Annotated in this window: 29 protein-coding genes; 20 read left to right on the top strand and 9 right to left on the bottom strand. The window is 67.1% G+C overall.

Annotation, left to right across the window (positions count from 1 at the left end; translation table 11 throughout):
• Positions 1–86: 86 nt before the first annotated feature.
• The gene (locus H7I57_RS30200; protein WP_264028220.1) at positions 87–827 is read right to left on the bottom strand and encodes an SDR family NAD(P)-dependent oxidoreductase; all 741 of its coding nucleotides are present in this window, start codon (positions 825–827) and stop codon (positions 87–89) included.
• A 102-nt stretch (positions 828–929) separates the two neighbouring features.
• Here H7I57_RS30200 and H7I57_RS30195 point away from each other — a divergent pair, with 102 nt between their 5' ends.
• From H7I57_RS30195 to H7I57_RS30115, 17 genes are all read left to right on the top strand, one after another.
• Positions 930–1532 carry a TetR family transcriptional regulator gene (locus H7I57_RS30195; RefSeq protein ID WP_264028213.1) on the top strand — a complete coding sequence of 201 codons (603 nt, stop codon included), beginning with the start codon at positions 930–932 and terminating at the stop codon, positions 1530–1532.
• Between the two features lie 40 nt (positions 1533–1572).
• Positions 1573–2304 carry a hypothetical protein gene (locus H7I57_RS30190; RefSeq protein ID WP_264028212.1) on the top strand — a complete coding sequence of 244 codons (732 nt, stop codon included), beginning with the start codon at positions 1573–1575 and terminating at the stop codon, positions 2302–2304.
• A 55-nt stretch (positions 2305–2359) separates the two neighbouring features.
• Positions 2360–2962, top strand: a complete 603-nt coding sequence (locus H7I57_RS30185; RefSeq protein WP_264028211.1) for a TetR/AcrR family transcriptional regulator — start codon at positions 2360–2362, stop codon at positions 2960–2962.
• A 150-nt stretch (positions 2963–3112) separates the two neighbouring features.
• The gene (locus H7I57_RS30180) at positions 3113–4645 is read left to right on the top strand and encodes a nitric oxide reductase activation protein NorD (protein ID WP_264028210.1); all 1533 of its coding nucleotides are present in this window, start codon (positions 3113–3115) and stop codon (positions 4643–4645) included.
• 101 nt (positions 4646–4746) lie between these two features.
• A complete protein-coding gene (locus tag H7I57_RS30175) occupies positions 4747–5559 on the top strand; it encodes a CbbQ/NirQ/NorQ/GpvN family protein (protein WP_264028209.1) in 813 nt (270 codons plus the stop codon).
• A gap of 15 nt (positions 5560–5574) precedes the next feature.
• Positions 5575–5706: a hypothetical protein gene (locus H7I57_RS30170; protein WP_264028208.1), complete on the top strand. Its 132-nt coding sequence runs from the start codon at positions 5575–5577 to the stop codon at positions 5704–5706.
• The gene (locus H7I57_RS30165; protein ID WP_264028207.1) at positions 5703–6437 is read left to right on the top strand and encodes a hypothetical protein; all 735 of its coding nucleotides are present in this window, start codon (positions 5703–5705) and stop codon (positions 6435–6437) included. Before H7I57_RS30170 ends, H7I57_RS30165 begins: the two co-directional genes overlap by 4 nt.
• A gap of 103 nt (positions 6438–6540) precedes the next feature.
• A complete protein-coding gene (locus H7I57_RS30160) occupies positions 6541–6894 on the top strand; it encodes a hypothetical protein (protein WP_275081909.1) in 354 nt (117 codons plus the stop codon).
• The gene (locus tag H7I57_RS30155; RefSeq protein ID WP_264028205.1) at positions 6891–8120 is read left to right on the top strand and encodes a cytochrome P450; all 1230 of its coding nucleotides are present in this window, start codon (positions 6891–6893) and stop codon (positions 8118–8120) included. Before H7I57_RS30160 ends, H7I57_RS30155 begins: the two co-directional genes overlap by 4 nt.
• Positions 8117–9169 carry an NAD(P)H-dependent amine dehydrogenase family protein gene (locus H7I57_RS30150; protein WP_264028204.1) on the top strand — a complete coding sequence of 351 codons (1053 nt, stop codon included), beginning with the start codon at positions 8117–8119 and terminating at the stop codon, positions 9167–9169. The genes H7I57_RS30155 and H7I57_RS30150 overlap by 4 nt, the downstream gene beginning before the upstream one ends.
• A 13-nt stretch (positions 9170–9182) precedes the next feature.
• The gene (locus H7I57_RS30145) at positions 9183–10238 is read left to right on the top strand and encodes an NAD(P)H-dependent amine dehydrogenase family protein (protein ID WP_264028203.1); all 1056 of its coding nucleotides are present in this window, start codon (positions 9183–9185) and stop codon (positions 10236–10238) included.
• On the top strand, positions 10235–10660 hold the full coding sequence (locus tag H7I57_RS30140) for a VOC family protein (protein ID WP_264028202.1): 426 nt from the start codon (positions 10235–10237) through the stop codon (positions 10658–10660). The genes H7I57_RS30145 and H7I57_RS30140 overlap by 4 nt, the downstream gene beginning before the upstream one ends.
• The gene (locus H7I57_RS30135) at positions 10657–11862 is read left to right on the top strand and encodes a cytochrome P450 (RefSeq protein ID WP_264028201.1); all 1206 of its coding nucleotides are present in this window, start codon (positions 10657–10659) and stop codon (positions 11860–11862) included. The genes H7I57_RS30140 and H7I57_RS30135 overlap by 4 nt, the downstream gene beginning before the upstream one ends.
• Positions 11859–13088 carry a cytochrome P450 gene (locus H7I57_RS30130; protein ID WP_264028200.1) on the top strand — a complete coding sequence of 410 codons (1230 nt, stop codon included), beginning with the start codon at positions 11859–11861 and terminating at the stop codon, positions 13086–13088. Before H7I57_RS30135 ends, H7I57_RS30130 begins: the two co-directional genes overlap by 4 nt.
• On the top strand, positions 13085–13654 hold the full coding sequence (locus tag H7I57_RS30125; protein WP_264028199.1) for an ERG2 family protein: 570 nt from the start codon (positions 13085–13087) through the stop codon (positions 13652–13654). Before H7I57_RS30130 ends, H7I57_RS30125 begins: the two co-directional genes overlap by 4 nt.
• 68 nt (positions 13655–13722) lie before the next feature.
• Positions 13723–15546 carry an AMP-binding protein gene (locus H7I57_RS30120; RefSeq protein ID WP_264028198.1) on the top strand — a complete coding sequence of 608 codons (1824 nt, stop codon included), beginning with the start codon at positions 13723–13725 and terminating at the stop codon, positions 15544–15546.
• Positions 15543–16001, top strand: coding sequence for an SRPBCC family protein (locus H7I57_RS30115; protein WP_264028197.1), 459 nt, complete (start codon positions 15543–15545; stop codon positions 15999–16001). Before H7I57_RS30120 ends, H7I57_RS30115 begins: the two co-directional genes overlap by 4 nt.
• A gap of 21 nt (positions 16002–16022) precedes the next feature.
• On the opposite strand, the gene H7I57_RS30110 is transcribed toward H7I57_RS30115, so the two are convergent.
• Genes H7I57_RS30110 through H7I57_RS30085 form a run of 6 tightly spaced genes read right to left on the bottom strand, consistent with a single transcriptional unit; the run spans position 16023 to position 22663 of the window.
• The gene (locus H7I57_RS30110) at positions 16023–16472 is read right to left on the bottom strand and encodes a type II toxin-antitoxin system Rv0910 family toxin (protein ID WP_264028196.1); all 450 of its coding nucleotides are present in this window, start codon (positions 16470–16472) and stop codon (positions 16023–16025) included.
• Positions 16473–16486: 14 nt separating this feature from the next.
• The gene (locus tag H7I57_RS30105; RefSeq protein ID WP_264028195.1) at positions 16487–16768 is read right to left on the bottom strand and encodes an antitoxin; all 282 of its coding nucleotides are present in this window, start codon (positions 16766–16768) and stop codon (positions 16487–16489) included.
• A 10-nt stretch (positions 16769–16778) separates the two neighbouring features.
• Positions 16779–19172, bottom strand: a complete 2394-nt coding sequence (locus H7I57_RS30100) for an HAD-IC family P-type ATPase (protein WP_264028194.1) — start codon at positions 19170–19172, stop codon at positions 16779–16781.
• Positions 19169–20785 (bottom strand): serine hydrolase, encoded by a 1617-nt coding sequence (locus H7I57_RS30095; protein ID WP_264028193.1) that lies wholly within the window; start codon positions 20783–20785, stop codon positions 19169–19171. The genes H7I57_RS30100 and H7I57_RS30095 overlap by 4 nt, the downstream gene beginning before the upstream one ends.
• A gap of 28 nt (positions 20786–20813) precedes the next feature.
• Positions 20814–21929 (bottom strand): MBL fold metallo-hydrolase, encoded by a 1116-nt coding sequence (locus tag H7I57_RS30090; protein WP_264028192.1) that lies wholly within the window; start codon positions 21927–21929, stop codon positions 20814–20816.
• Positions 21929–22663: an enoyl-CoA hydratase gene (locus tag H7I57_RS30085; RefSeq protein ID WP_264028191.1), complete on the bottom strand. Its 735-nt coding sequence runs from the start codon at positions 22661–22663 to the stop codon at positions 21929–21931. The genes H7I57_RS30090 and H7I57_RS30085 overlap by 1 nt, the downstream gene beginning before the upstream one ends.
• A 37-nt stretch (positions 22664–22700) precedes the next feature.
• Here H7I57_RS30085 and H7I57_RS30080 point away from each other — a divergent pair, with 37 nt between their 5' ends.
• Positions 22701–24179, top strand: coding sequence for an acetyl-coenzyme A carboxylase carboxyl transferase subunits beta/alpha (locus H7I57_RS30080; protein WP_264028190.1), 1479 nt, complete (start codon positions 22701–22703; stop codon positions 24177–24179).
• An 81-nt stretch (positions 24180–24260) separates the two neighbouring features.
• Here the strand turns inward: H7I57_RS30080 and H7I57_RS30075 are convergent, their stop codons facing one another.
• The gene (locus H7I57_RS30075; RefSeq protein WP_264028189.1) at positions 24261–24557 is read right to left on the bottom strand and encodes a hypothetical protein; all 297 of its coding nucleotides are present in this window, start codon (positions 24555–24557) and stop codon (positions 24261–24263) included.
• Positions 24558–24613: 56 nt separating this feature from the next.
• Between H7I57_RS30075 and H7I57_RS30070 the strand changes: the two genes are divergently transcribed.
• Entirely contained in the window at positions 24614–25333 is a 720-nt protein-coding gene (locus H7I57_RS30070) for a hypothetical protein (RefSeq protein ID WP_264028188.1), read from the top strand.
• Positions 25334–25383: 50 nt separating this feature from the next.
• On the opposite strand, the gene H7I57_RS30065 is transcribed toward H7I57_RS30070, so the two are convergent.
• Entirely contained in the window at positions 25384–25830 is a 447-nt protein-coding gene (locus H7I57_RS30065) for a hypothetical protein (RefSeq protein WP_264028187.1), read from the bottom strand.
• 25 nt (positions 25831–25855) lie between these two features.
• On the opposite strand from H7I57_RS30065, the gene H7I57_RS30060 reads away from it, so the two are divergent.
• Entirely contained in the window at positions 25856–26959 is a 1104-nt protein-coding gene (locus H7I57_RS30060; RefSeq protein WP_264028186.1) for an epoxide hydrolase family protein, read from the top strand.
• The last annotated feature ends 5 nt before the right edge of the window (positions 26960–26964 follow it).

The raw sequence follows: 26964 nt of genomic DNA, 5'->3' as shown, positions 1-26964 counted from the left end.
TCCCTCATCTGCGCAATAACACGCCGAGAACGCTTGAGTCTCAACCAAAAGAACCGCTGAACAGCGAAAAGGCACCCACTAGAACACTAGGAGCGCCAGATCGCGTTGGTCGCATAGCAGTCACGCGTGGACAGGTATACGCACAGTCGACCCAGGTCCTCGACGTCCCCGAGGCGATGCAACGGCGTCGTCGCCTCCATCTTCTCCCGTGACCCGGGCATCATGTCCAGGCTTCCCTGCAATCCGTCGGTCGCGAAAGAGCCGAGGGCGATGGCGTTCACCCGGATCTTCGGAGCCAGCTCCTGGGCCATGGCCCGGGTGAGCGCTTCCAGGCCACCCTTGGCCACGCAGTAGGCGGCGAGCGCACGGATGCCGAACCGCGCGGAGCCCGACGAGATGTTGACGATCGACCCGCGTCCGGCCTCGATCATGTGCGGGGCGACGAGCTGGCTCATGATGAACGCCGACGTCACGCACCAGTCGAAGGTGTGCCGGAAGTCCTCGTCCGTGATGTCGAGAAACCGTGCGTAGGTCGAGCCGCCGACATTGTTGACGAGGATGTCGACGCGGCCGAACCGTTCCATCGCCGTCGCCACCACGCGTTCGCCGTCCGGACGGCTCATCGCGTCGGCGACGAGCGCCAGTCCCTTGCCGCCGGCCGCCTCGATGCCGGTGATCGTGCCGACGATGTCCGACTCCGTGCGGGCGGTGCCGACCACGGTCGCACCCGCCTCCGCGAGGACGCGGGCGATGCCCTGGCCGACGCCCTTTCCGGCGCCGGTCACGATCGCGACCTGGCCTTCCAGATTGAACTGCTCCAGCGCCATGGCGATCCTCTCCGTGAAGGTGCTGCTCATCTAACGACCAATCCTGACTCAAGTCAACGGATTGCATCTTGGAACCGGAAGGGAAAGCGGTATCGTTCGTGAATGGCAGTGGTAGACAGGCCCTCAGCGCGTGAGACCAAACGCCTGCAGACACGTGAGCGCCTGATGGGTGCCGCCATCGCCGAATTCAAACGCTCCGGTATCGCCGCCGCCGACGTCGGCGCGATCGTGGCGGCCGCCGGCGTTGCCCACGGCACCTTCTTCTTCCATTTCCCGACGAAGGAACACGTGCTTCTCGAACTGGAACGGCGCGAGGAGGAGCGCATCGCCAAGCAGCTCGCCCGGTTCGCGGCATCGAAGAACGATCTCCCCTCGACATTGAACGAAGCCATTCGGCTCGTGGTGGGCCTGGAGCGCCGGTTCGGCGCCCTGCTGTTCAAAGACTTTCTCGCCTTGCACTTTTCGCAGACGCGTCCACCGGATGACGAGAGCCGCCAACACCCGGTGATCGTGGAGGTGGCTCGCGAGATCGAGTGCGCCAGGTCGCTCGGGCAGATCGACTCGGACGTGAACGGGGTCAACAGCGCCGTGTTCTTCCTGCTCGGCCTGTACGCGCTGTTGACGACGACCCACAACTGGCCGGAGCAGGGCGCCATGCTCGAGGACTACACGGCCAGGACCTTGCGGAGCATCGGGGCGAAGTAGCCGATTGACTACCCAATGATATTGACTATAGTCAGCTGACATGACTCTGCCCACGCTGGGACGTGGCCGCGGTGGTGGTCGAGAACGCGCACCGAGAACTCCGGGAAGCGGCCTCGACGAGCACATGGAAGCCTCTCAGCGTGCGCAGCGCCAAGCCGACAAATGGCTCATCTCCGGCAGCCTTCTCATCGGAACCGCAGCTCTCGGCATCTTCGGTCTCCCGCTTTTCCTGCGCGGGGTATGGCTGCTGCGCAAGGCCCAGCGCGACGGGCTTTCCGTGCGGCCCCTGCTGGTGACCCTCATCGGCTATCTGGTCATCATCGACGCCGCGATCAACACCGTCGGCTGGGCCCTCGACCTGGTCGCCAGCCACACCCTGCTCGCCCGAGTGCTGTTGAACGGGTGGGGAAACATGTTCGACGCGGGGTACTTCTGGCACTACAACGAACTCTGGCTCGGCGGCGCCGCGGGTCCCGGCGAGAAGGCCATGGAAGTCGGCATGATCCTCACCGTCTTCACCATGCGGATCGCCGCCGCCATCGGCTTCCTGCAGATGAAGCGCTGGGGCCACCAGTGGATGATCATCACGTGCTGGATGGGCATCCTCATCTGGTGTCTGTACGTGTTCAACATGACCATGTACGCCGATGTCCGGTTCGCCGGCGTCGTGCTCCCCGTCGTCGGATGGTGGCTCTACGACATCTTCTACATCACCCCTTTCCTCGCGATTCCGTACCTGCACTCGGTCAACCGAGAGATCTTCTCCGACTAGATTTGCTGACTGTACTCATTGACTTCTCTCAGTAAGTCACCTACAAAGTAGGACTATGACGTCTCAGGTCAAGCAGTCGGTGCGCGAAGTACGCCGCCTGCAGACACGGGAACGGATACTCGGCGCGGCGATCTCGGAGTTCAAGCGGTCGGGTATGAACGCGGCCGACGTCAACGCGATCGTCGGCGCCGCCGGCGTGGCTCACGGCACCTTCTTCTTCCACTTCCCGAGCAAGGAGCATGTCCTGCTCGAACTGGAGGGCCGCGAAGAAGCCTGGATGGCCGGCGAGTTCGCCCGTTACCTCGAGGGCAGGCACGACTTGGCAACCATTCTGGCCGAGGTCGTTCACCTCGTCACCGCCCTCGAGCGGCGCCTGGGCCCGCTGCTGTTCAAAGAACTACTCGCGCTGCACTTCTCGCCGACACGGCCGACCAAGGACGAATGGACCGACCATCCGATCATCGTGCTGCTCGTCGATGAGCTCGAGCGGGCGCGCGGCGATGGCGAGGTCCATCCCGAGGTCGACGCGTTCTACAGCGCCGCGTTCTTCCTCCTCGGAATCTACGGCGTGCTCACCACCACGACGGACAACGAACGCCGCGACGCGATGTTGGCCAACCTGGTCATCACTGCCCGACGAGGACTGGAGATCCGATGAAACACCCCTTCTGCGAGGAGATCTGACGTGGGCGGCTGGATATGGGAGATACTGCGCTATGTCGGCGCCTGGGGCGGCGCCGGCCTCATCATCTGGTTCTGGTACTGGATGTTCTCCAATATCGGAACCTTCTGAGGTTCTACACAGAAGATGTCCGAGCTCTCTGAAGCGCACGCCATGGCGACCGAGCGCAGCTGCGCCCTGACCGCCATCGCGCTGAGCGATCGACGCCGCACCGGTGCCCATCTCGTCAGCGGGCAGCATCGTGGCTTCGGCTTGAGTTCCATGCTCGACATCGTCCATGTTCCGTACCCCGTGAGATACCGTGAATGGACGCGTCGAACATTGACATGCGGTGTCGCCCTTCAGTGTTCGCCATCCAAGGATCGGCTCACCGACTACCGCCTCAACGAACTTTCCGGCCGCGAACTGAGCGCGCTCGCGCTCGTCGAAGCAGGCGTCGCCCTGGGGTGGGTCGCCGAGAACTGGCCGGGGTTGCTCCCCGAGATGCGGCGCCTCCTCCCCGACCTCGAGGTGGCACCTGCCGATATGGACGCCAAAGCGATGCTGAACCGCGCCGTCGCGCTGGCCCGCACTCAACATCAACTGGTCATCGACCCCCTTCTGGGGAGTCTGCCGCGGGCGTACACGCTGCCGCAGGGGTTGTCCGACAAGCTGCGCCGCTCGTTCGGTCGCCTACCGTGGACCACGAATCAGAAGCGGATACCGCAGCCGCATTCCGTTCCCGCCGGCGGCGACGGTGGTGTCCGCAATCCCAACCTGCCGCCGCCGAGCCGCCCGCAGGACAACGATCTCGACGTCACTCCCGACCACCGCCCGGGCATCCCCTATCCGGAATGGAATGCATGGACCGAGAGTTTCATGCCCGATCACGTCGCCGTCCTCGAGCAGGCACACAGCGGCGGCGTCGGGCGGCCCGGCGCCATCGCCGTCGACGTCCGGAAATGGTTCGAGGAGAACACCCACCGGGCAATGCAGAACCGGCTGGAGGACGGATCCGACATCGACATCGACCAGTACGTCGGTCACTACATCGACGTGGCCACTGGAGAAGCGATCGAGCCGAGGATCTTTCGCGAGCTACTGCCCACCAGCCGTGACGTCACCACGGCACTGCTGCTCGACGGCAGCTCCTCGCTCGGGGTGCACGGAGGTACGGTCTTCAAGCTGGAACTGGCCTGCGCCGACGCGCTGTCCCGCGCGATGACCTCCGCCCGTGAGCGGCACGGCATCTTCACCTTCACCGGCAACACCCGCCACCGCGTCGAGGTCACATGCCTCAAGGACTTCACGGATCGCCGGTTCGTCCCGCCGGGAAGCCTCGGGTTGTCCACCGCCGGATACACCCGGCTCGGTGCGCCGCTGCGCCACATGACGAGCCGCCTTCTCGCCCAGCCGTCGGAACGGCGCCTGCTGATCGTCATCGGCGACGGCCTGGTCTCCGATGAAGGCTACGAAGGACGCTACGCGTGGGCGGACGCCGCCCATGCCGTCGAGGAGGCCAACGACGTGGGCGTCTCCATGTATTACGTCGGGATCGGCCCCACCCGGGTCGACCCGCTTCCCGAGATCTTCGGGCCGCGACGATCTCAACGGATCCGTCGGGTCGAAGACCTTCCCCGCGTCCTCGCGCACGTCCACAGGGAGCTGGTAACCGCATGACAACGAGCAAGAAGCCGGAGGCGGATACCGCATGACAACGAGCAAGAAGCCGGAGGCGTATTGCGTATGACAACGAGCAAGAAGCCGGAGGCGGATTGCGCATGACAACGAGCAAAGCCGAGATCTATTACGCGAACGGCAACGAGGTCCAGCTGTTCGAGCGGGCCTACCGGCAGCGCCTGCCTGTGATGCTCACCGGCCCCACCGGGTGCGGGAAGACCCGGCTGGTCGAGCACATGGGTACGCTCCTGGGCCGCCCCGTCGTCACCATCAGCTGCCATGACGACCTGACCAGCTCCGACCTGGTGGGCCGGTTCATGGTCACCGGGGGCGACGTCGTCTGGACCGACGGACCACTCACCCGTGCGGTCAAGGCGGGCGCGATCTGCTACCTCGACGAGGTGGTAGAGGCCCGGCACGACTCACTGGCCGTCCTGCACTCTCTCACCGATCACCGGCGCACCCTCTATCTCGATCGCGCTGGCGAAGTGGTGCAGGCACCGGAGACGTTCATGCTCGTGTCCTCCTACAACCCCGCCTACCGCAGCTCGCTCAAGGAGCTCAAGCCGTCGTTTCGCCAGCGGTTCGTCACGCTGCCGATGCGATACCTCCCGCCCGACCGCGAAGCCGAGGTGATCGTTGCCGAGTCGGGCAGCGGGTTGCCGACGGCCCAGCGACTGGTGCGGTGCGCCACCGCGATCCGAACCGCGGACGAGGCGTTCCACTTCGAGCCGCCCTCGACCCGCGTTCTCGTCACCGCAGCACAGCTGATCGCCGCGGGTGCAACAGAACTGGAAGCCGCCGAGGCGTGTGTGCTGGCACCCCTCTCGAGCGACGGCGCCATCTCCGAGGGTCTGCGAGAGGTGGCTGCGGCCAGCCTCGCCGATGCCGACAGCCCGAGCCCGAACCGCTAGGAAGGAATCGCCGACATGGTTGACCAGAAGGAAAAGAACCGCAAGAAGGCCCTGATCATCCTGCAGGTCGTGGTCTACGGATACCTGCTGACGATGTTCCTCATCCAGCTCTACATGTCGTTCGCGCGCGGCTGGTGGGATCTGTGAACTTCCCTCTGCTGAAACGGAAGTCGGCCGCCACGGCCACGGCATCCGTCCCGGCCGATGGCTCGACCAGCCTCGAGGACCACCACGAGGAGTCCCGGCTTGCCCAGCGGCGGGCCGACAAGTGGATGATCGTCGGTGCGGGCCTGATGGGGATGTGGGCGCCCGGGCTGATCGGCCTGCCCATCTTCATGCGCGGGGTGTGGCTGCAGCGCCAGGCACTGCGCGCGGGGTACTCCGTCCGCCCGATGATCGTCACGCTCATCGGCTACCTGGTGCTGATCGACGGCATGCTCAACAGCCTCGGGTGGGCGCTGGACCTCGTCGCCAACCACACCCTGATCAACCGGGTGCTGATGGTCGGCTGGGGCGCCATGTTCGACGCCGGATACTTCTGGCACTACAACGAACTGTGGATGGGCGGTGCCGCCGGGCCGGGCGAGAAGTCCATGGTGTTCGGCATGATCCTCACCGTCTTCGCGATGCGGTGCGCCGCGGCGATCGGATTCCTGCAGATGAAGCGCTGGGGCCACCAGTGGATGATCATCACCTGCTGGATGGGGGTGCTCATCTGGTGTCTGTACGTGTTCAACATGACGCTCTACGCCGACGTGCGCTACGCGGGCACCGTGTTCCCGGTCATCGGCTGGTGGCTCTACGACATCTTCTACATCACCCCGTTCCTCGCGATCCCGTACCTGCACACGGTGAACCGCGAAATCTTCTCCGACTGAATATATTCGAGGAGCAACTGTGACGTCATCCCCGCACACACCCGAGATCACCGAAGAGAAACCCGAAGACCTCCCCCCGGGCACCACGCCCTACTACGCGCGGATGCACAAGTGGATCAAGCGCGCCGTCCTGGTGTGCCTGGTCGCGCTGGTCATCGAGGGCGCCTTCACGCTTCCGTTCATGGCCGTCTACTACGGCTACCCCACGTTGAGCCTCACCGAGATCTGCAGTGAGCTACTCAAGGTCCGATACTCCGACGACACGCTGGAGTGCAAGGTCCCGTATCCGGCGTTGGGCCCGCCGGAGGGCGCCGAGGGCAAGGACACCGCGCAGGACGAATGGGGCATCCAGCCGGTGCCCAAGTACAACCGGATCGGGTTCCGTGAGCTGGTGCGCATGCACGAAGAGCGCGAAGCGCGGCAAGCAGCCGAGCAGCAGGGCGCGCCGAGTCCATGACGAAACCGGCCGAGGAGCACGCCGAGAACTGGGATCTTCGCCACGAGGATTTCAACGACCCCCATGCTCCTGACTTCCTGTACGACGTCTACTCGGTGATGCGGGAGCAGTCACCGTTCGCCCGCACCGACAATCCGTTTCTCAGCGCGACGCCGGCGGGCGCGTGGGTAGCGGTCCGGTATGCGGAGTGCGTCAAGATCCTGCAGGACTGGGAGCACTTCTCCAGCAATCCCACCCCGGAGGGGGCCGACCAGCTCGCCGGCGATCTGGTGATCACCCTCGACCCGCCGAGGCAGCAGAAGTTCCGCAAGGTGCTCAACCCGTACTTCTCACCGGCGCGGATGAAGGCGCTGCGACCCGAGATCGGCGCCGAGACCGACCGGCTCATCGACGAATTCATCGAGAGCGGGTCGGGCGACCTCGCCCAGGTCGCCTGGCGGCAGCCCGGCATCGTGTTCTTCAAGTACCTGCTCGGCATGCCGGTCGAGGACGTTCCGCTGTGCGTCGAGCTGACCGACACCGCGCTCAACGGTGCCACGGAGCAGGACCGGATGGGCGCCTGGGGCGGGCTGTACCAGCACCTGCACGACGCGGTGACGGCCCGCATCGACCAGGCGCCCCGCGACGACATGATCGACGTCCTGCTGTCCGCGGAGATCGACGGGGAGAAGCTGGTGTTCGCCGATGTCGTGTCCAACGCCATGCTCCTGGTCCAGGCCGGCCTCGAGACGACAGCCAGCGCAATGTCTTTCGCGTACCACTACCTCGCCACCAACCCCGCCGAGCGGGACCGCCTGATCAACGAACCTGAGCTTCTCGCCCGTGCGGTGGAAGAGTTCATCCGGTTCGCCGGGTCCATCCACGGCATCCCCCGCACCGTCGCCGAAGAGGTCGAACTGAGCGGCTGCACCTTTTCGCCCGGCGAATCGGTGATCGTCAACTACGCCGCCGCCAACCGCGACGAGCAGGAGTTCCCCGACGCGAGCCGGTGCATCCTCGACCGCCGCGAGAACCGCCACCTCGGCTTCGGCGCCGGCGTGCACCGTTGTCTCGGGTCCAACCTGGCGCGACTGGAATTCCAGGTCGGCCTGGAACGGGTGTTGTCGCGGATGCCCGACTTCACGCTCGCACCCGGCGAAGAGGCGAAGTTCCACGGAAATTCCGTCACGCGCGGATACCGTTCGGTCCCCGTTGTTTTCACTCCGGGGGGACGGACGCCCCGATGATGTATCGGATCGTGCAGTGGACGACGGGCAATGTCGGCAAGAAGTCGATCCACGCCATCGCCCTGAACCCCACCCTGCAGCTCGTCGGGTGTTACGCGTGGTCGCCCGACAAGGTCGGCCACGACGTCGGCGAACTCTGCGGCATCGAACCCCTTGGGGTGACGGCCACCGACGACGTCGACGGGTTGCTCGCACTCGAACCCGATTGCGTGGTGTACAACCCGATGTTCGCCGACGTCGACGAACTGGTACGCATCCTCGGTGCAGGCGTCAACGTCGTGACCACGTCGGAGTTCATCACCGGCCACCAACTGGGACCACAGCGCGACCGCATCGCCCAGGCATGTGAAACGGGTGGATCCACCATCTTCGGCAGCGGTATCAACCCCGGCTTCATCCAGCTCTTCGCGGTCGTCACCGCGGGCCTCTCCGACCGGGTGGACCGGATCTCCATCGTGGAATCCTTCGACACCACGATCTACAACTCACCGGCGACCGAGATCCCCATGGGCTTCGGCTATCCGATCGACCATCCTGATCTGCACGCGATCACCGAGCACGGTTCGCGGATCTTCCGCGAGGCGGTCCTGCTCGTCGCGGACGCGCTGGGGGTGGAACTCGACGACATCCGTTGCGAGGCCGAGTACGCCCAGACCACCGAAGATCTCGAACTGCCCGGCGACTGGACCATTGCCACGGGCTGCGTCGCGGGCATCGACGTCAGGTGGAAGGGGATCCTCGGCGGCAGGGACGTCATCGAGATTCGGGGCGTCTGGACCAAGGGACAGTCACTGGCGCCGGCCTGGTCGACCACCTTCGGGTACACCATCACCGTCGAGGGGCGTCCGACGATCACGAGCACGCTGAGCTTCGAGCCGCCACCGGATTTCGTGGGTGAAACGCTGGACGACTACATCATGCTCGGGCTTACCATTACGGCGATGCCTGCGATCACCGCGATACCCGCCGTCGTGGCCGCACCTCCCGGCATCGCGACATACAACGACCTGCCGCTGCTGCTGCCGCGCGGAGTCCTCGCAACCAACTGAAGGGTGTGTCCCCATGCCGCAGAAGACCTACCGCGTCATCCAGTGGATGACCGGAGACGTCGGACAGGTAGGTGTTCGGCACTTCGCGGACAACCCGGTGTACGACCTCGTCGGTGTGCTCGTGCACAGCAAGGAGAAGGTCGGCAAGGACGCCGGCGACATCGTCGGCATCCCACCGACGGGTGTCATCACCACCGATGACGTCGAGTCGATCATCGCGCTCGACGCCGACTGCGTGTTCTACACCCCGATCATCATGGACGTCGACACGGTGTGCCGGCTCCTGCGGTCGGGCAAGAATGTCGTGACCACCAGCGGGTTCTTCCATCCGTCGCCGGACTTTCAGGAACCGGGAGAGGCGATCCGCGCGGCATGCGAAGGCGGTGGAACGTCGTTCCACGGCGGCGGGATTCACCCCGGCTACGCCGGTGACATTCTGCCGCTGACGCTGGCCCGGGTGATGAGCAGAATCGACACGATCCAGGTGTACGAGGTCGTCGACGTCCTCAAGGACGCGCCACTGGACCACATCGAGTGGATGGGATTCGGCAAGGCCAAGGACAAATTCCTCACCGAGCCAACCATTCTCGGTCTCGGCACGCCGTTCTTCGCCCAGTCGATGTACATGATCGCCGACGGTCTCGGGGTGACCATCGACAAGGTGACATCCGAGGTGGAGGCGGCCATCGCCACCCGGGACATCCCGCACGACGAGGGCGTGATCGCCGCGGGGACCGTCGCCGCGCAACGTCACGAGTGGACCGCCTGGGTGAACGGCGAACCGCTCATCGTCTTTCACGCGATCTATGTGACCGCGGGACCCGATGCGCTCGATCCGGCGTGGGACTGGGGTGAGACCCGGTATGAGATCGTCATCGACGGTGACCCACCGACAGAGTTGACGCTCAAAGGTGTGACACAGCCGGACGGAACGATGACGCACCCCGGTTACGACTGGACGGCCATGGGCGTCATCAACGCCATCCCCGATGTCTGCGATGGGCCACCCGGCTGGCTTACCCACCTGGACCTCGGCCTGGTCCGGCCCCGTGGCCTGGTGCGCAAATGACCACCGAGGAAAGCCCATTGCAGCTGCACCACGTTGTGTTCGCCGTGGCACCGGAACGGCGGGACTCGGTAGCGCAGATGTTCACCGACCTCGGGTTCACCTTCGACACGGCAGAACTCACCGAACTCGGTGTCCAGGTTCACCTCGACTGGAATCGAGGCATCGAGCTGATCAGTCCCGTTCCCGGCGCGACCGCATCGGTGGCCACCTCGGTCAACGAATTCCTCGAACACCACGGCGACGGCGTGTACACCGTCGTGGTCCGGGTCCCCGACGCCTCCGCCGCCGAAGCCGTCACCCAGCGCTACGGTTCGGCCATCCGGTTCCGGCAGGGCTTCTCCGGTGAGGGCTCCTATCTCGACGAGGTCGACCTGTCGGTTCTCGGGCTTCCGCTGACCCTGCTGTCCACCAACGTGTCATGAACGACACTCTCGGGCTGCCGCAGATCCGCTACGCGGACCTACCGATGGAGCGCGACCGGGGCGCAGGATGGGCGAAACTGCGTGAGCTCGGGCCCGTGCTCTACGGCGAAGGCTGGTACTACCTGACCCGACGCGAGGATGTGCTTGCGGCACTACGTGATCCGGCCGTGTTCTCCTCCAGGATCGCCTACGACGACATGATCAGCCCCGTGCCGCTGGTGCCTCTCGGGTTCGATCCCCCCGAGCACACCCGGTATCGCCGGATCCTGCATCAGTACTTCAGCCCGCAGACACTCGGTGCGTTGCTTCCCACACTGCAGGCCCAGGCGATCGACATCGTCGAGCGGATCGCCGAGCGTACCGGGGCGAGCGAAGCGACGGGGGAGGTTCATGAGTGCGAGGTGATGGCCGACCTCGCCACCCCGTACCCGTCGCAGGTGTTCCTCACCCTGTTCGGTCTGCCGCTCGAGGACCGCGACCGGCTGATCGCGTGGAAGGACGCCATCATCGCGTTCAGCCTGACCACCGACCCCGACAGCGTCGACCTGACCCCCGCCGCCGAGCTGTACACCTATCTGACAGAAGCGGTTCAGACGCTCAGGGACCGGCCCCGCGACGGCATCCTGTCCGATCTCCTCCGAGGCGACGAGCCCCTGACCGACGCCGAGGCCGTCGGGCTGTCGCTGGTGTTCGTCCTCGCCGGCCTGGACACCGTCACCTCGACCATCGGCGCCACCATGCTGGAGCTCGCCCGAAGGCCCGCGTTACGTCGCTCCCTGCGGGAAAACCCCGATGAGGTAGCCGCTTTCCTCGAGGAGATGATCCGACTGGAGCCGTCGGCACCGATCGTCGGACGCGTGACGACGAGGCCGGTGACGGTCGCAGGGGTCGAGCTGCCCGCCGGTGCCGAGGTGCGTCTCTGCCTGGGTGCGATCAACCGCGACGGCAGCGACGCGCAGTCCGGTGACGACTTCGTCCTCGACGGCAAGCTGCACAAGCACTGGGGTTTCGGTGGCGGCCCGCACCGTTGCCTGGGTTCGCACCTGGCCCGGATGGAACTGAAACTCGTCGTCACCGAATGGCTCTCTCGGATACCCGACTTCGAGCTCGCACCAGGATTCGTACCCGAGATCACTTGGCCGTCGGCGACGTGCACGTTGCCGGAGCTGCCGCTGCGGATCCACAGGAAGGCAACGGGATGACTGCCGGTACGGCGACGCCGAGTGTCTTCGACGCGGGACTGCCGACGCTGGACTACGACTTCACCGCGCCGCCCCAGCAGATCTACCCGCAGTTCCGGGCGGCACAGGACGTCGCACCGATCGCGCTCGGACCCGTGGGCCCGGAGATCCTGACCTATGACCTCGCCCGAACCGTGCTGGGCGACCCCAGGTTCGGCATCCCTCCGGGCATCCATCTCACCGCGCACGGCGTCACGTCGGGTGAGTTGTGGGACCGGGTGACCCGCAGCATCCTGTGTATGGAAGGCGCCGAGCACCGTCGGCTGCGCAGTCTGGTGTCCAAAGCGTTCACCCCGCGCGCGACCGCACGGATGGACGAGACGATCCACACGGTCATCAACGATCTGATCCACGCTGTCGCGGCCGACGGCAGGTGCGAGTTCGTCGAGCAGATCGCGCGGCCGTACCCGATTCCCGTCATCTGCGCGCTGCTCGGCGCGCCACCGGAGGACTGGAAGCTGTTCTCCGCGTGGGCGGAAGACATCTTCAAGGTCGTCAGCTTCGACATCAACCTCGCCGAAGAGGAACCCGCGGTGCTTAGGGCCTGGGATGCGTTCAACTCCTACATCGACGACATGATCGCCGATCGACGCGGGGAGCTGACGGGCGATCTGCTCTCCGAGCTGATTCGGGCGGAGGATGACGGCGACCGCCTCGACGCCGGTGAGGTGCAGATGCTGGCGTTCAGCATCCTGCTGGCCGGAACGGACACCACCCGAACGCAATTGGCAGCCTCGATGCAGGCGCTCTGCGAGCACCCCGATCAGTTCACGCTGCTCAGGAACCGACCCGCACTTGCGATGAAGGCCGTCGAGGAGACGATGCGCCACTCCCCGTCGATGTGCAGCACGCTGCGCAGCGTCACCGACGACGTCAGCGTCGGTGGATACACCTTCCCCGCAGGAACGTTCATCCTCGTGAACACCTACGCCGCAAACCGCGACCCCGCCATCTACGACGACCCGACCCGCTTCGACATCACCCGCGACGACCCGCCGCCCATCCTGACGTTCGGCGGAGGCGCCCACTACTGCCTCGGCGCAAACCTGGCGCGGCGCGAACTCTCCGCGGCGCTCGAGATCCTCGCGCGGCGGATTCCGAACCCGCGCGTGGCCGGCCCGGCACCGTGGCGACCGCTCCTCGGGATGAGTGGACCGACGACACTGCCCATAGAGTTCGACCGATGAGCTACAAGATCGATCCGAACGTCCTGCACGGCGTCGCCAAGCAGGTCGCGAACCTACAGCTGGGACCGGGCGAGCTCATCACCCGCGCCGTCGAGTTGCTCAACGACGAATACCCCGACCTCATCGACCCCGCGCCGGGACGCTGGGTGGGCAGCAAGGCCGGTGGAATCCTCGGGAAAGTCCGATTCCTGTACTTCAGCCCGCGCGAGTACATCGTGATCTTCGGAACGCCGACCGGCACCCAGGGCTTCTCGGGCCGCTACAAGCACGTCGACGTCCACAAGTTCCTCATCGCAGGCCGGATCGACTCATACGACCTGGAGTCCGACGACACCGCGCCGCTCCCGCCGCTGCTACCGGGTGACCGCACCTGCCTGGAGAGGGGGTATGCCCGAGGCCTGACCATCCATCCCGGCTCGTGGCACATCGAGTACGGCCGCGGAGCGGTGGCCACCACGCTGCCGTTCGCCATGGTGGACACCCTGCTGGTGTCGCTGGAAATCGAATCCGTGCGGCGCTCGACAGTCGAGTTCGCCAGGCTGGTCAGGCGGCGACATCGCCGCTGACTCACGTCGAAGAGGCGGCCCGCGACTAACCTAGGCCTCGTCCTGATTCAGAGTCATTGAGGAGTTCCATGCCGGCTGCCGACCGCCCGGCCACGCTCCCGGACGCTTTTCAGCGCACCGCACGAGTCGCGCCCGATGCGGTGGCGCTGCGAACCGTCGGCGACACACAGACGATGACGTGGCGCGACTACGCGGCCCGAGTGCGGCAGGTGGCTGCCGGACTGGGCGCGCTCGGTGTCGGTCGCGGTGACACGGTGTCGTTGATGATGGCGAACCGGATCGAGTTCTATCCGCTGGAAGTCGCCGCGCAGCACGTCGGCGCGACGTCGTTCTCGGTGTACAACACCTCGACAGCGGAACGCTTGGCCCAAGTGTTCGCCAACACCACCACCAGATTGGTGTTCTGTGAACACCGGTACGTCGAGCGAATCAAAGCCGGCGGCACGCCGATCGACGTGATCGTCTGCATCGACGGTTCCCCCGACGGCACGATCTCGGTCGATGAACTCATCGCAGGTGGCTCAGCGGATTTCGACTTCGAGGCGACGTGGCGGGCGGTGCGGCCCGACGACGTTGCCACGCTCATCCACACCTCCGGTACCACCGGCGAACCCAAGGCGGTAGAGGCCACACACACCAGCCTGTTGTTCGAGGTCTTCGGCCTCGACGAGGTGCTCGGCCTACGATACGGGGACCGGATCACCTCGTTCCTGCCGACCGCACACACAGTCGACCGAGTGACCGCCCTCTACCTCCACGAGGCCATCGGCGCCCTGGTGACCGTCGTCCCGGATTCCGCCGACATCATCACCGCGCTGCCGGATGTGCGGCCGACGGTCTGGGGTGGAATGCCGCTGCTGCGGGAAAAGCTCAGGGCCGGAATCGAAGCCGATGTCGCGGCCCGGACCGGTGTGAAGAGGGCACTGGGTGATTGGGCGCTGGGGGCGGCGAACACGCGTGCCCACGCGCTGCTCGACGGCAGCCGACCAGGCGTTGGCGACCGCGTTCAGTACGCGCTCGCCGACAAGCTGGTGCTCGGCAAGATCCGCGCGGCGATCGGACTCGACCGCGCCAAGTGGTTGATCTCAGGAGACGCCCCGATCCCCAGGGAGACGTTGGCCTTCTTCGTCGGCCTGGGCCTGCCGATGACCGAGGTCTGGGGGATGTCCGAACTCTGCGGCATCGCGACCGTGAACCACCCGCGCGACGCGGTGCTGGGTTCCGTCGGAAGGCCGCTGCCCGGCCTGCAGACCGAGGTGGCCGCCGATGGCGAGTTCCTCGTTCGCGGCCCTCTGGTCATGAGGGGCTATCGCAACGTGCCCGGCAGGACCGCCGAGGCCATCGACGCCGATGGGTGGCTGCACACCGGGGACATCGCCACCGTCGACGACGACGGCAATGTCTGGATCATCGACCGCAAGGAAGAACTGATCACCAATGCGGCCGGTAAGAAGATCTCGCCGTGCAGCATCGAGAAGGCGATCAAGGCCGAGTGCAATCTGATCGGGGCGATGACGACCGTCGGCGACGCTCGCCCCTTCAACACCGCGCTCATCGTGCTCGACGCGGAAACCGCGGGCGCCTACGCGGCCCGCAACGGCCTCGCCGACGCATCGGCGCAGGCGCTGGCCGCCGACGTCCAGGTGATCGCGCGGATCGCGACCGGTGTCGGGCGGGGCAACGCGAAGCTGTCCCGCGCGGAGAGGGTCGAGCGGTTCACGGTGCTACCGGTCTTCTGGGAACCCGGCGGGGACGAAATGACGCTCACCATGAAGCTCAAACGCAAACGGATCGCCCAGAAGTACGCCGTCGACATCGCCGACCTGTACTCGGCCGAGCCCCCGTCGACGGTGCACGAGCCGAACCCAGCCACGCTGCCAGTGGGCAGGTGAGAGCGACGAACACCAGTAGCACCACCGTCGAGTACACGGTAACGGTCAACCGCTCGGTCGAAGACACCTGGCGGTTCCTGACGGAGTTCGAGAACATGCCGAAATGGGCACGCGGCGTTGCCGAAATCGTGGCGATCTCACCGGGTCCGCTCGCCGTCGGCACGACGGTGACGGACATCGGGTTGGGACTGAAACGGCGTTGGCGAGAGACCTTTTCGGTCGAGGAGTTGGTGCCTGGGCAGGTTCTGGGCCTCGTGTGGCGGGGTCTGTACGGGACGGCGCACGTCAGGTACACGTTGACGGCTGCCCCACAGGGCACGCAGCTGACCGGATCCACCTACGGCGACTATCGATTTCCGTTCTGGATCGTCTTGATGTTCATGTCCGGGACCGCGAACCGCAACTTTCGGGCGGGGCTCGAGAACATCAAGAAGTTCTGCGAGATGCAGGGCTAGCTCTTCGGGCCACCGCTCAACTCACGACGGTGCGAACACCGACTTGAAGCGGTTGAGCGATTCCTGGATGTCTCCCTTGAGTGCGCCGGCGACCACCATGCCGATCGGGCCGAACAGTGCGGGCCCGCCGAGGTGCACGTCGAACGTCACCGTCGAGGAGCCAGCCGGGTCTTTCTCACCAGGCTTGACCTTGCCCATCAGCTTGACCTTGACCCCGCCCCTGCCGTCGCCGTTGAGCGTCATCGCCTCCGGCGGCCGGTAGTGCACCACGGTCCACCGCACCCGGTTGAGCATGCCCTTGACCTCGACGATCGAGTCCAGCGTGGTGCCCTTCTCGATCGTCTCGGGCAGCGTTGAACGCCACACCCGGTGGATGGAAAGCCACTCTTTGTACCGAGCGAGATCGGACGCGCTGCCCCACGCCTCCTCCGGCGGCAGCGGCACGTCGACGGAAACGGACAACTTGGCCATACCGCGACTCCGGCCTAGGACGTCGGCGGGGCCGTCGGGGGTTGCTGCTGCGGCGGGGTGCCTGGCGCCGGCTGAGGCGGCGGGACCTGCCCCGACTGCTGCCCCGGTGGCACCTGCCCGCCTGCGCCGGCGTTGTCGTGGACGGCCTTCTTGGCGGCGTCCTGCACCTTGTCGACCGTCGAGGCGTACTTGCCCTGTGTCTTCTTGTCCACGAGGTCACCGGCCTTGTTGATCGCGGTGTCGACCTTGTCGGCATTCTTGCCCAACAGATCTTTGGCCTTGTCAAGAAATCCCATGGCATCAACCCTACCGCTCGCGCGGGCGCCACAACCTGCGGCGTTCGCCGAGGACGGCGCCCTGCACCCACCAGATCACCTCGACGGCGAGGGCTCCGAGAAGGCCGATGACCAGCGCCATCGACGTGCGGCCCACGTCCGACGGATCCAAGATGAACAACTCACGGGCCCAGGGAATGGAAAAGATCACGACGTAGGCCAGGCCGGACACCGAGACGAGCGCGGCCCGCCACCATTCGTAGGGCCGGGCCACCACGGCCAGCACCCAGATCGCGGACACCAGCAACGTGATCAGCGCCGCGGTAGACGCCTGGGTCTGTTCGGTCTCGGTGGCCGCCCGCCCCTCGTACGCCAGCAGATACGAGGTGAACGTCGCGACGCCCACGACGAGTCCCGACGGCAGCGCCGAGGTCATCACACGCCGCACGAACCCGGGATGGGCGCGTTCGGTGTTCGGCGCCAGCGACAGCACGAAGGCCGGGATGCCGATGGTGAACCAGGCCGCGATGGTGACGTGGATCGGCTGGAACGGGAACGGAAGCGGGTCGGTTCCGAACAGTTCGGCGGACAATCCCGCCAACCCGACGAGCACCGCGAGCAACACCGAGTACACCGTCTTGGTGAGGAACAGGTTGGAGACGCGTTCGATGTTGCCGATGACCCGTCGGCCCTCGCCCACCACATAGGGCAGCGTGGCGAATTTGTTGTCCAGCAGCACGATCTGGGCCACAGCTCGGGACGCCGAGCTTCCCGAGCCCATCGCGACACCGATGTCGGCGCCCTTGAGCGCCAGCACGTCGTTGACGCCGTCGCCGGTCATCGCGACCGTGTGCCCTCGCGACTGCAACGCGTGCACCATCGCGCGCTTCTGGTCGGGCCGCACCCGCCCAAACGTCGTGTAATGCTCCAGGGCGTCTGCGAGTTCCTCGGGGGCCTCAGGCAGCTGACGGGCATCCATGGTCTGCCCGTCGAGCCCGAGCGAACTCGCCACCGCGCCGACCGACACGGCGTTGTCGCCGGAGATCACCTTGACCGACACCTTCTGCGAGGCAAAGTAATCCAATGTGTCCTGCGCGTCGGGACGGATCCGCTGCTCGAGTACCACCAGCGCCGCGGGGGTGACCGCCCCCGGCGCGCCGGGGTCGTCGACCGGTAGGTCGCTGGAACCCAGCAGCAGCACACGCAGTCCCTGCGCACCGATGCGCTCGGCCTCTTCGGCCGGCGGGGACGCGGGATCCAGCAGCACGTCGGGCGCGCCGATCACCCAGTTACCGTGATCGGCGTACGACGTGCCGCTCCACTTGGTGGCCGACTTGAAGGGCGCGGTCGCGGTCGCGGTCCAGCCGGGCGGCATCTTGCAGGCCTCGCCGATGGCGGCCATGCTGGCGTTGGGGCGGGCGTCGTCGGCGGCCAACTGGGCCAGGACGTCGGCCACGGAGCCCGCGCGGCCGTCGAGGTTCTTCAGGTCGCTGACCCGCATCCCGTTCTCGGTCAGCGTTCCGGTCTTGTCGGCGCAGACCACATCGACGCGGGCCAGACCCTCGATCGCAGGCAGCTCGTTGACCAGACACTGCCTGCGGCCCAACCGGATCACGCCGACCGCGAACGCGATCGACGTCATCAGCACGAGCCCCTCGGGCACCATCGGAACCAGCGCCCCGACCATCCGCAGCACCGACTCCCGCCAGCCGGCACCGGTGGTGAACAGCTGGGTGTAGATGATCAGCGCCCCGGCGGGCACCAGCAGGTAGGTGATGAACTGCAGGATCTTGTTGATCCCGCTGCGCAGTTCGGATTTCACCAGGGTGAACTTGGAGGCCTCCTCGGCCAGCTTGGCCGCGTATGCCTCGCGGCCGACCTTGGTGGCCCGGTAGGCGCCGCTGCCTGCCACCACGAAGCTGCCCGACATCACCTGATCGCCGGCGTCCTTGTTGATCGGGTCGGCCTCACCGGTCAGCAGCGATTCGTCGACCTCGAGGTTGGCCTCCTCCAGGATCTCGCCGTCGACGACGATCTGGTCGCCGGGACCCAGCTCGATCACATCGTCGAGCACCACCTCGCTGGGGGCCAGGGGTCGGGTTCCGGATTGCCTGCGCACCAACGGCTTCGCCTGCCCGACGATGGCCAGCTTGTCCAACGTCTGCTTGGCGCGCAGTTCCTGGATGATGCCGATCGCGCTGTTGGCGACGATCAGCAGGCCGAACGCGCCGTTGATGACCGAACCCGTCGACAGCACGATGACGAACAGGACGCCGAGGATGGCGTTGATGCGGGTGAAGACGTTGCCGCGGACGATCTCCGAGACGCTGCGCGCCGCGCGGGTCGGAACGTCGTTGGTCTTGCCGTCGGCGACGCGCTGGGCGACGTCGGCGTCGGAGAGGCCGACCGCAAGTGCAGCGCTCATCGGGCGAACGTGCCCTTCCCCTCTTCGTCGTAATACTCCAGCGTCAGCTCGTCACCGTCGAAGGTCGCCTTCGAAATCGTTCCAGGGGGCGCGTTCTCGGTGACGAACTTGAAGGTGAACACGTCGCCGTCCCAATGGGTGAGGGGCACGGTCAGCGTGGAGCCCAGCGCGAGCTGCAGGCCGCCGTCACGCTCGTTCACGCGCGCGGGGCCCCAGAAGTCGTTGGTGTACACGCCGACATAGCTCGCCAACGGGGCGGGCGGCGCGGGGTCGGCCGGCGGCTGCTGACCGACGAGTGAACCGACCGGTTGTTCCATCTGCTCGAAGGCGCGGTGGTAGAGCGTCCACCAGTCCTCCCGCACCTCGCCGTACTGGACGAGGTCGGCGAACTGCGCGGTCAGCGTCTCCGGCGCTCCGGACGGGGTGGCGTTGGTCAGTACGACGATCGCCACGTCGGCCGACGGCAGCATCAGGAAATTCGTTCCCGCGCCCAACTCGAAGGCGCCCGAGTGGCTCAACTGCTGGCGGCCCGCCGACGTCGTCCCCACGTTGAAGCCGTAGCCGTAGAAGCCCGACCTCATGGCCGGCTCGGACGCGCGGTCCGAAACGATCTGGGGGGTGAGCGCGGGCAGCAGGGCTTTGGGGTCGACGATCTGCTTTCCGTCGTGGCTGCCGTTCGCGAGCATCATGGACAGCCACTTCGTCAGGTCGTTGACGGAACTGCTGGCGCCACCGGCGGGCGCTTCGCCCTGCGGGTCACGCACGTAGTCGGGCTGGTAGCTTCCGTCGACGTGGATGTGACCGACGGCGCGGTCGGCACGGGCCACGTACTCGTCGAAGCGTGAACTGGTCGACGACATCCCCAAGGGCCCGTACAGCACGTCGCGGCTGAGGTCCTCCCACGATCTGCCCGACGCGAACGCCACCGCCTCCGCACCGGCGGTCAGCCCGAAGTTGGTGTAGGCGTAGGAGATCCGGAACGGATCAAGCGGATAGTCACGCAGCTTGTCCAGCACTTGGCGCCGGTCGAAACCGAGATCCTCCAGCAGGTCACCGGCGTGGTCGGGCAGGCCGGAGCGGTGCGAGTACATGTCGCCGACGGTGACCATCTTCGTGACGGCGGGGTCGGACAGCGCGAACCAGGGCAGCTTGTCGACGATCGGGGTGTCCCAGCTGATCACCCCCTCACCGACCTGGTGGGCGATGACGGTGGCGCCCAGCGGCTTCGACATCGACGCCAGCTGGAACACGGTGTCCGGGTTCACTTTGTTGTCCGCGTCATCCGGGTCGTCGCCGTTGCGCACATCCTTGACGCCGAAGCCCTTGGCGTAGACCGTTTCTCCACCGTGCACGACAGCGACGGCCATACCGGGCAGCCCCGTCTTCGTCATCAGGTCGGCGACCATGCCGTCGAGGCGCGCGACGGCGTTGGGCACCGCGTTCTCGGGCAGGGGCATCGCGGGCACCAGGGGCGGCGGGACCTCGGAGGCCTGGCTTTCCTGTGTCGTCGTGGTGGACGTCGTGGAGTCGGCGGGTTCGGCAGGGTCGGCACCGCAGCCTGCCAGCAGCGCGACCAGTGACGCGAGCACGGCCAGCCGGGCCGGTGGGTTCATGGTCAGCACCGTAACGTGTCGGGGCCGCCTACAGGCGCCACCACGGGTCGAACACCGACTCGTTGTCGACCCGCCCGCCCGGGATCGGCACCGCGATGCGCACGCGCTCGGTGTCCGCGGCGGCGACCAGGCGCTCCGCGGGCTCCGCCCACGGGTGCGGCGCCAGTCGGAACGTGGCCCAGTGGATGGGCACCATCACGCCGCTGTCCCTGTCGGCCATGTCGAGGTGGGCCCGCACCGCATCCTCGGGATTCATATGGACGTCGGCGAACGCCGGGTGGTAGGCACCGATCGGCAGCAGCGTCAGATCGAACGGCCCGTGCTCGGCGCCGATCTCGGCGAAGCTCTTGGTGTAGCCGGTGTCCCCGCCGAAGAACGCGCGGTGCGTCGGCCCTGCCACCACCCACGATGCCCACAGCGTGGTGTCCCTGGCGAACAACCGGCCGGAGAAATGCCGTGCCGGCGTGCAGATCAGCGTCAGATCGCCGATCCGGTGGCTCTCGTGCCAGTCGAGCTCGACGATCCGGCCCTCCGGTATCCCCCACTTACGTAGGTGCGCGCCGATACCCAGCGGCACCACGAACGGAGCGCGCTGGGTACGGGCCAGCGCCACGATCGTGTCGATGTCGAGGTGGTCGTAGTGGTCGTGGCTGATCAGCACCGCGTCCACGGCGGGCAGCGCCTCCAGCTGCAGCGGCACCTCGTGCATCCGCTGGGGGCCTACCGATCGCGACGGCGAGCAGCGCCGGCTCCAGACCGGGTCGGCCAGTACCCGGTAGCCGTCGACCTCGATCAACGCACTCGAGTGTCCGTACCAGCGGGCCGCCGCCCGAGATGCCGTGATGTCCGCGCCGGGCTCGTCGGCCAGCGGGACGGGACCGGGCGGCTTGCCCAGCGAGCCCATGTTGGCGAGGTCGCGCAGCAGCATGCGCTGCAGCTCGCGGTCCATCGTGATTCCGGACGGCGGCTCCAGGTTGGCGAACACCCCGTCGCGGTAGTGCGGCGACCGTCTGGCCACTTGTGCGATCTCGGCCGGGGTGGCGCCCAGCGAGGCCGGCGTGCCGTGCAGCGCGCGCAGCACCCACCCGCCGGCAAGCAACGACGCCGTGCCGAAGCCGAACCGAAGCGCCGCCCGCACCGCCATCAGGCGCCCTGGAACCGGGGCGGCCGCTTCTCGATGCGCGCCACCTGCGCCTCGATGATGTCCTGACTGGACCATGCCCGGTCGAACAGCTCCCGGTGCGCGGGCCAGGGATCCTCGTAGGCGCCGTCGTCGTTGAGCACCCGCTTGGCGTGCTGCAGGGCCAGCGGCGCGAACCCAGCGATCTCCTGCGCCCACGCCTGGGCGTCGGCCAAGGTGCCGATCCTGTTGGCCATCCCGGTCTGCAGCGCCACCTCGGCGGTCAGCCGTTCGGCGCCGAGCAGCATGCCTCGCGCCCGGCCCGCCCCGACCAGCGACGTCAGCCTGCGGATACTCCAGTTGTCCAGCGCGATGCCGTACTTCGCGACGGGGAACTGGAAATAGGCTTCCGGCGCCACGACGCGCAGGTCGCAGATCATCGAGAGGATGACCCCGGCGCCGATCGCCGGGCCGTTGACCGCGCCGATGACCGGGACCGGCGCGGAATCGATCGCCAGGTTCAGCGCCCTGGCCTTGTCGGGCAGTTCATCGGCGACGCCCTGGCCGCCGGACAGGTCCGCGCCGGAACTGAAGACGTGGCCCTGGCCGGTGAGGACGATCGCACGGACGTCCTCGGCGGCAGCCTTCTCGATCACTTCCCGCAGGCTGTCGACGAGTTCGCTGTTCAGCGCGTTGCGGCGGTCAGCCCGCTGCATCTCCAACGTCATCACGTGGCCGTCCCGGGTGACACCAATCATGGCTCCACCTTAGTGAAACGCTGACTACCCTTTCCCTGTGAGCCGGATCGGCGCCCTGGCGCTGCGCGACGCATTGCTGGACGAAGGGTCCTTCCTCAGCTGGGACGGGCCGCCGCTGGACATCCCCACCAGCGACGCATACCGCAGGGAACTGGATGCCGCCGCGGCCGCGACCGGTCTCGACGAGTCCGTGGTGACCGGCGAGGGTCGGGTCTTCGGCCGCCGGGTGGCGCTGGTGGCCTGCGAGTTCGACTTCCTGGCGGGGTCGATCGGCGTCGCTGCCGCCGAACGCATCACCGCGGCGGTGCGCCGGGCCACCGCCGAGGGACTGCCGCTGCTCGCGTCGCCGAGTTCCGGCGGCACCCGCATGCAGGAAGGCACGGTGGCGTTCCTGCAGATGGTCAAGATCGCCGCCGCGGTCGAACTGCACAAGCAGGCCCACCTGCCCTACCTGGTCTATCTGCGCCACCCCACCACCGGTGGCGTGTTCGCGTCGTGGGGATCGCTGGGCCACGTCACCGCCGCAGAACCGGGGGCCCTCATCGGGTTCCTCGGACCACGGGTCTACGAGCACCTCTACGGCGAGCCCTTCCCGTCCGGTGTCCAGACCGCGGAGAACCTGCAGCGCCACGGCGTGATCGACGCCGTGGTGCCACTCGACGTGCTGCGCTCCACCCTGGATCGCACGCTCAAGGTCGTCTCCGACGCGCCGGGGGTTCCGCCGCCGGCCCCTGAACCCGAACCCCTTCCCGACATCCCCGCGTGGGAGTCGGTGGAGACCTCGCGCCGGCCCGACCGCCCCGGCGTCGGCTACCTGTTGCGGCACGGCACCACCGAGCGGGTCCTGCTGTCGGGGACCGGGTTCGGCGAGGCCGCGACGACCGTCCTGGCGTTGGCGAGATTCGGCGGGCAACCGGCGGTGGTCCTCGGCCAGCAGCGGGTGGTGGGTGGCCTGGTGGGTCCGGCCGCGCTGCGGGAGGCCCGCCGAGGGATGGCACTGGCCGCTGGGCTGAAGCTGCCGCTCGTCCTCGTCATCGACACCGCGGGACCGGCACTGTCCACCGAGGCGGAGCAGGGCGGGCTGGCCGGGGAGATCGCGCGCTGCCTCGCCGACCTCGTCACGCTGGACACCCCCACGGTGTCGGTGCTGCTCGGACAGGGCAGCGGCGGGCCCGCCCTGGCGATGGTGCCCGCTGACCGGGTGCTGGCCGCGCTGCACGGCTGGCTGGCACCGCTGCCGCCCGAGGGGGCCAGCGCGATCGTGTTCCGCGACCTCGACCACGCACCGGAACTAGCTGCCGCCCAAGGCATCCGGTCAGCCGATCTGCTGCGCAACGGCATCGTCGACGCGATCGTGGCCGAGCACCCCGATGCCGCCGACGAGCCCGAGGAGTTCACCCATCGGCTGTCGGCCACCATCGCCGACGAGCTGCACCGGCTGCGGTCGGTGCCCGACGAGCGGCGACTGGCGGCAAGGTTCGAGCGCTACCGCCGCATCGGGCTGACTGGCCTGTGACGTTCACACTGCGCTGACGGCGAAGAACTTCGAGTGGCGGGCGCCCTCACCGCGGCCTCGATGGGGGCGGCATGGCGTAGTTCAGGACGCCATCAGATAGGCGAGCCCGCTGAGACCGAGCTGCAGCGCCAGCCCGGCGAGCGCGAAGATCGCGGCCGGCCGCACCCGTGCCAGCCGCCAGATACACAGGCCCAGGCTGATGAGCAGCAGCGCCATCCCGCCGTAGAACGTCAGCTCGACCGAGCCGCCTGCCAGGAACAACGTCGCCCGGAAGACGGCTGCCTGCAGCAGGAGGAAGAACACGGTGCCAGCGAAGTCGACCAGACGTCGCTGGCTGTTCCTTCCATTGGTCGGCGCTGCGGCTGTCGGGTCACCCATCGCTCCATTATTCGTGCCGATCCGCCGGCGTGAGCAGGCGATGGCATTCTGGGGATGTGGAAGCCCTGCTGAACTTCGCCGGGAACTTCTGGTGGCTGATCTTTCCGCTCGGTGGCGTGATCGGCGGCGCGGCCAAGGGGGTCGCGGCAGCCAACGAGCGACGCGCGCAGCGCCGCCTCGAGCGCTACCGGATCAAACAGGAGACCAAGGTCGCGCTCGCGACCGCCGCTGCAGCGGCGAAACAGGCGGAAGCGAAGGCCGCGGGACAGACCAACTCGGAAGTCAACCGGCGCGAGATGACCAAGGTGCTGGCGCGCCACGACGCGACGGACACACGCTGGCTGTCCTACGAGATCGACGTGGCCAAGCTGCTCGACTTCCCGCTGATGACCGACGTGCGGGACCCGCTGACGCTCGGCTTCCACAAGGCCAAGAGCCGCGCCGACCTGTTGCGGCCCGCCGGCGTCGAGGACATCCTGTCCGATCGGGACGCCCAGCTCGAATACCGCGACGCCGTCGCCGACTATGTCGGGGCCTTCGACGTCGCGGAGGCCGAGGCCGTGCGGCGGCGGCGCAGCGACTTCTCATCCGAGGACCAGGAGCGGCTGGCCCGCGCTTCGAGCCTGCTGCGATTGGCCTCCGACGACGCGGCCACCCCGCAGGAGCGGCGTAACGCGTACGGCAGGGCGCGGCGCGAGCTCGACGGCCTGATCGTGCTGCCCGCCGTGACGCGTGCCGCGATCGAGAGCAAGGTCATCGGCGAGATCGAGGCCTGAAAGGCGAAGTGGCCGGACCGTTTCCGGCCCAGCCAACTCACTCGATGGTTTCACCCCGCCGCGAGCGCCCCCAGCATCGCCGCGCAGGTCACGAGCATCAGCGGCAGCCGCAGCAGGCTGCGCCGGATCCATCGTCGCGCCGCCGCCTCGTCGACCTCGGCGGGGTCCTTCCTCTCGAACTCGGCCGCCTTCGGGATGAGGTCGAACACCGACCAGATCCGCATCACGGCGTGGCTCACCAACGCCACCAGTAGCGCGGTGCCGACGTTCGCGTCGCCCCACGTGAGGACCAGCGTCACGACGAGCAGCACCTCGAACAGCGTGTGCACGGGCAGCCAGAACCGCACCCGCGAGATGCCACCGTTGTGCGTCTGGATGATGCCGGGCCGCTTGGGCCAGTACGGGTCGACGACGAGCGCCTCGTAGAGCGCACCGCCCAGCGAGATGCACGCGGCAAGGGTCGTGACGGCGATCAGAACCAGAATCGGGGTGCTCACGCCTGTTGATTATCCTGAACGGACCATGGCCCAGATCCAGCCGTTCCGAATCGCCGTCCCCGAGACCGACCTCGCCGACCTCAAGGACCGGTTGCAGCGCACCCGGTGGCCCGACGCCGAATGTGTCGACGACTGGAGCCAAGGCATCCCGCTGGCCTACACCCGGGAGCTCGCCGACTACTGGGCCAACGAATACGACTGGCGTGCAAGGGAAGCCGCACTCAACCGGTTCGACCAGTTCACGACCGATCTCGACGGGCTGCCCGTCCACTTCATCCACCAACGCTCCGCCCGCGGCAATGCCTTCCCGCTGCTCATCACGCACGGCTGGCCGGGTTCGACCGTCGAGTTCGCGAAGGTGATCGAACCGCTCACCGACGCCGGTTTCGACGTGGTGTGCCCGTCGCTACCCGGATACGGGTTCTCCGGCAAGCCGACGGCCACCGGCTGGGGTGTCGAGCGCATCGCCGAGGCGTGGGACGAGCTGATGGTCAGGCTCGGCTATCGGCGTTACGGCGCGCAGGGCGGCGACTGGGGCGCGGCGGTGACCACCCAGATCGGCCGCAACCGCGGCCACTGCGTGGGCATCCACACCAACATGCCTTTCGGACGTCCGCCGAAGAATCTGCGGGATCCGACACCCGACGAGGCCGCGGCGCTCGAGCGCCTCGGCTACTACCAGCGCTGGGATTCGGGCTACTCGAAGCAGCAGGCGACCCGGCCGCAGACGCTGGGCTACGGCCTGGTCGACTCCCCCGTCGGGCAACTGGCCTGGATCGTGGAGAAGTTCTGGTCGTGGACGGACTGCGACGGTCACCCCGAGAACGTCCTCACCAGGGACGAACTGCTCGACAACGTGATGATGTACTGGGCCACCGGCAGTGGCGCGTCATCCGCCCGGCTGTACTGGGAGAGCTTCGGCAGCTTCAGCGGCGGCGACCCGGTCACGCTCCCCACCGGTGTCGCGTCGTTCCCCAAGGAGATCCTGCGTTCGCCGCGGCCGTGGTGCGAGGCCAACTACAACATCACCCGCTGGACGGACATGCCGCGCGGCGGACACTTCGCCGCCTTTGAGCAGCCCGCGCTCTACGTCGACGACGTCGCCGCGTTCTTCGGCGATTTCCGGTAGCCGCC

Source organism: Mycolicibacterium pyrenivorans, assembly GCF_025821625.1.
Taxonomy (GTDB): domain Bacteria; phylum Actinomycetota; class Actinomycetes; order Mycobacteriales; family Mycobacteriaceae; genus Mycobacterium; species Mycobacterium pyrenivorans.
The sequence above is the reverse complement of the archived record's forward strand: the minus strand, read 5'-3'. Positions and strand labels throughout refer to the sequence as shown.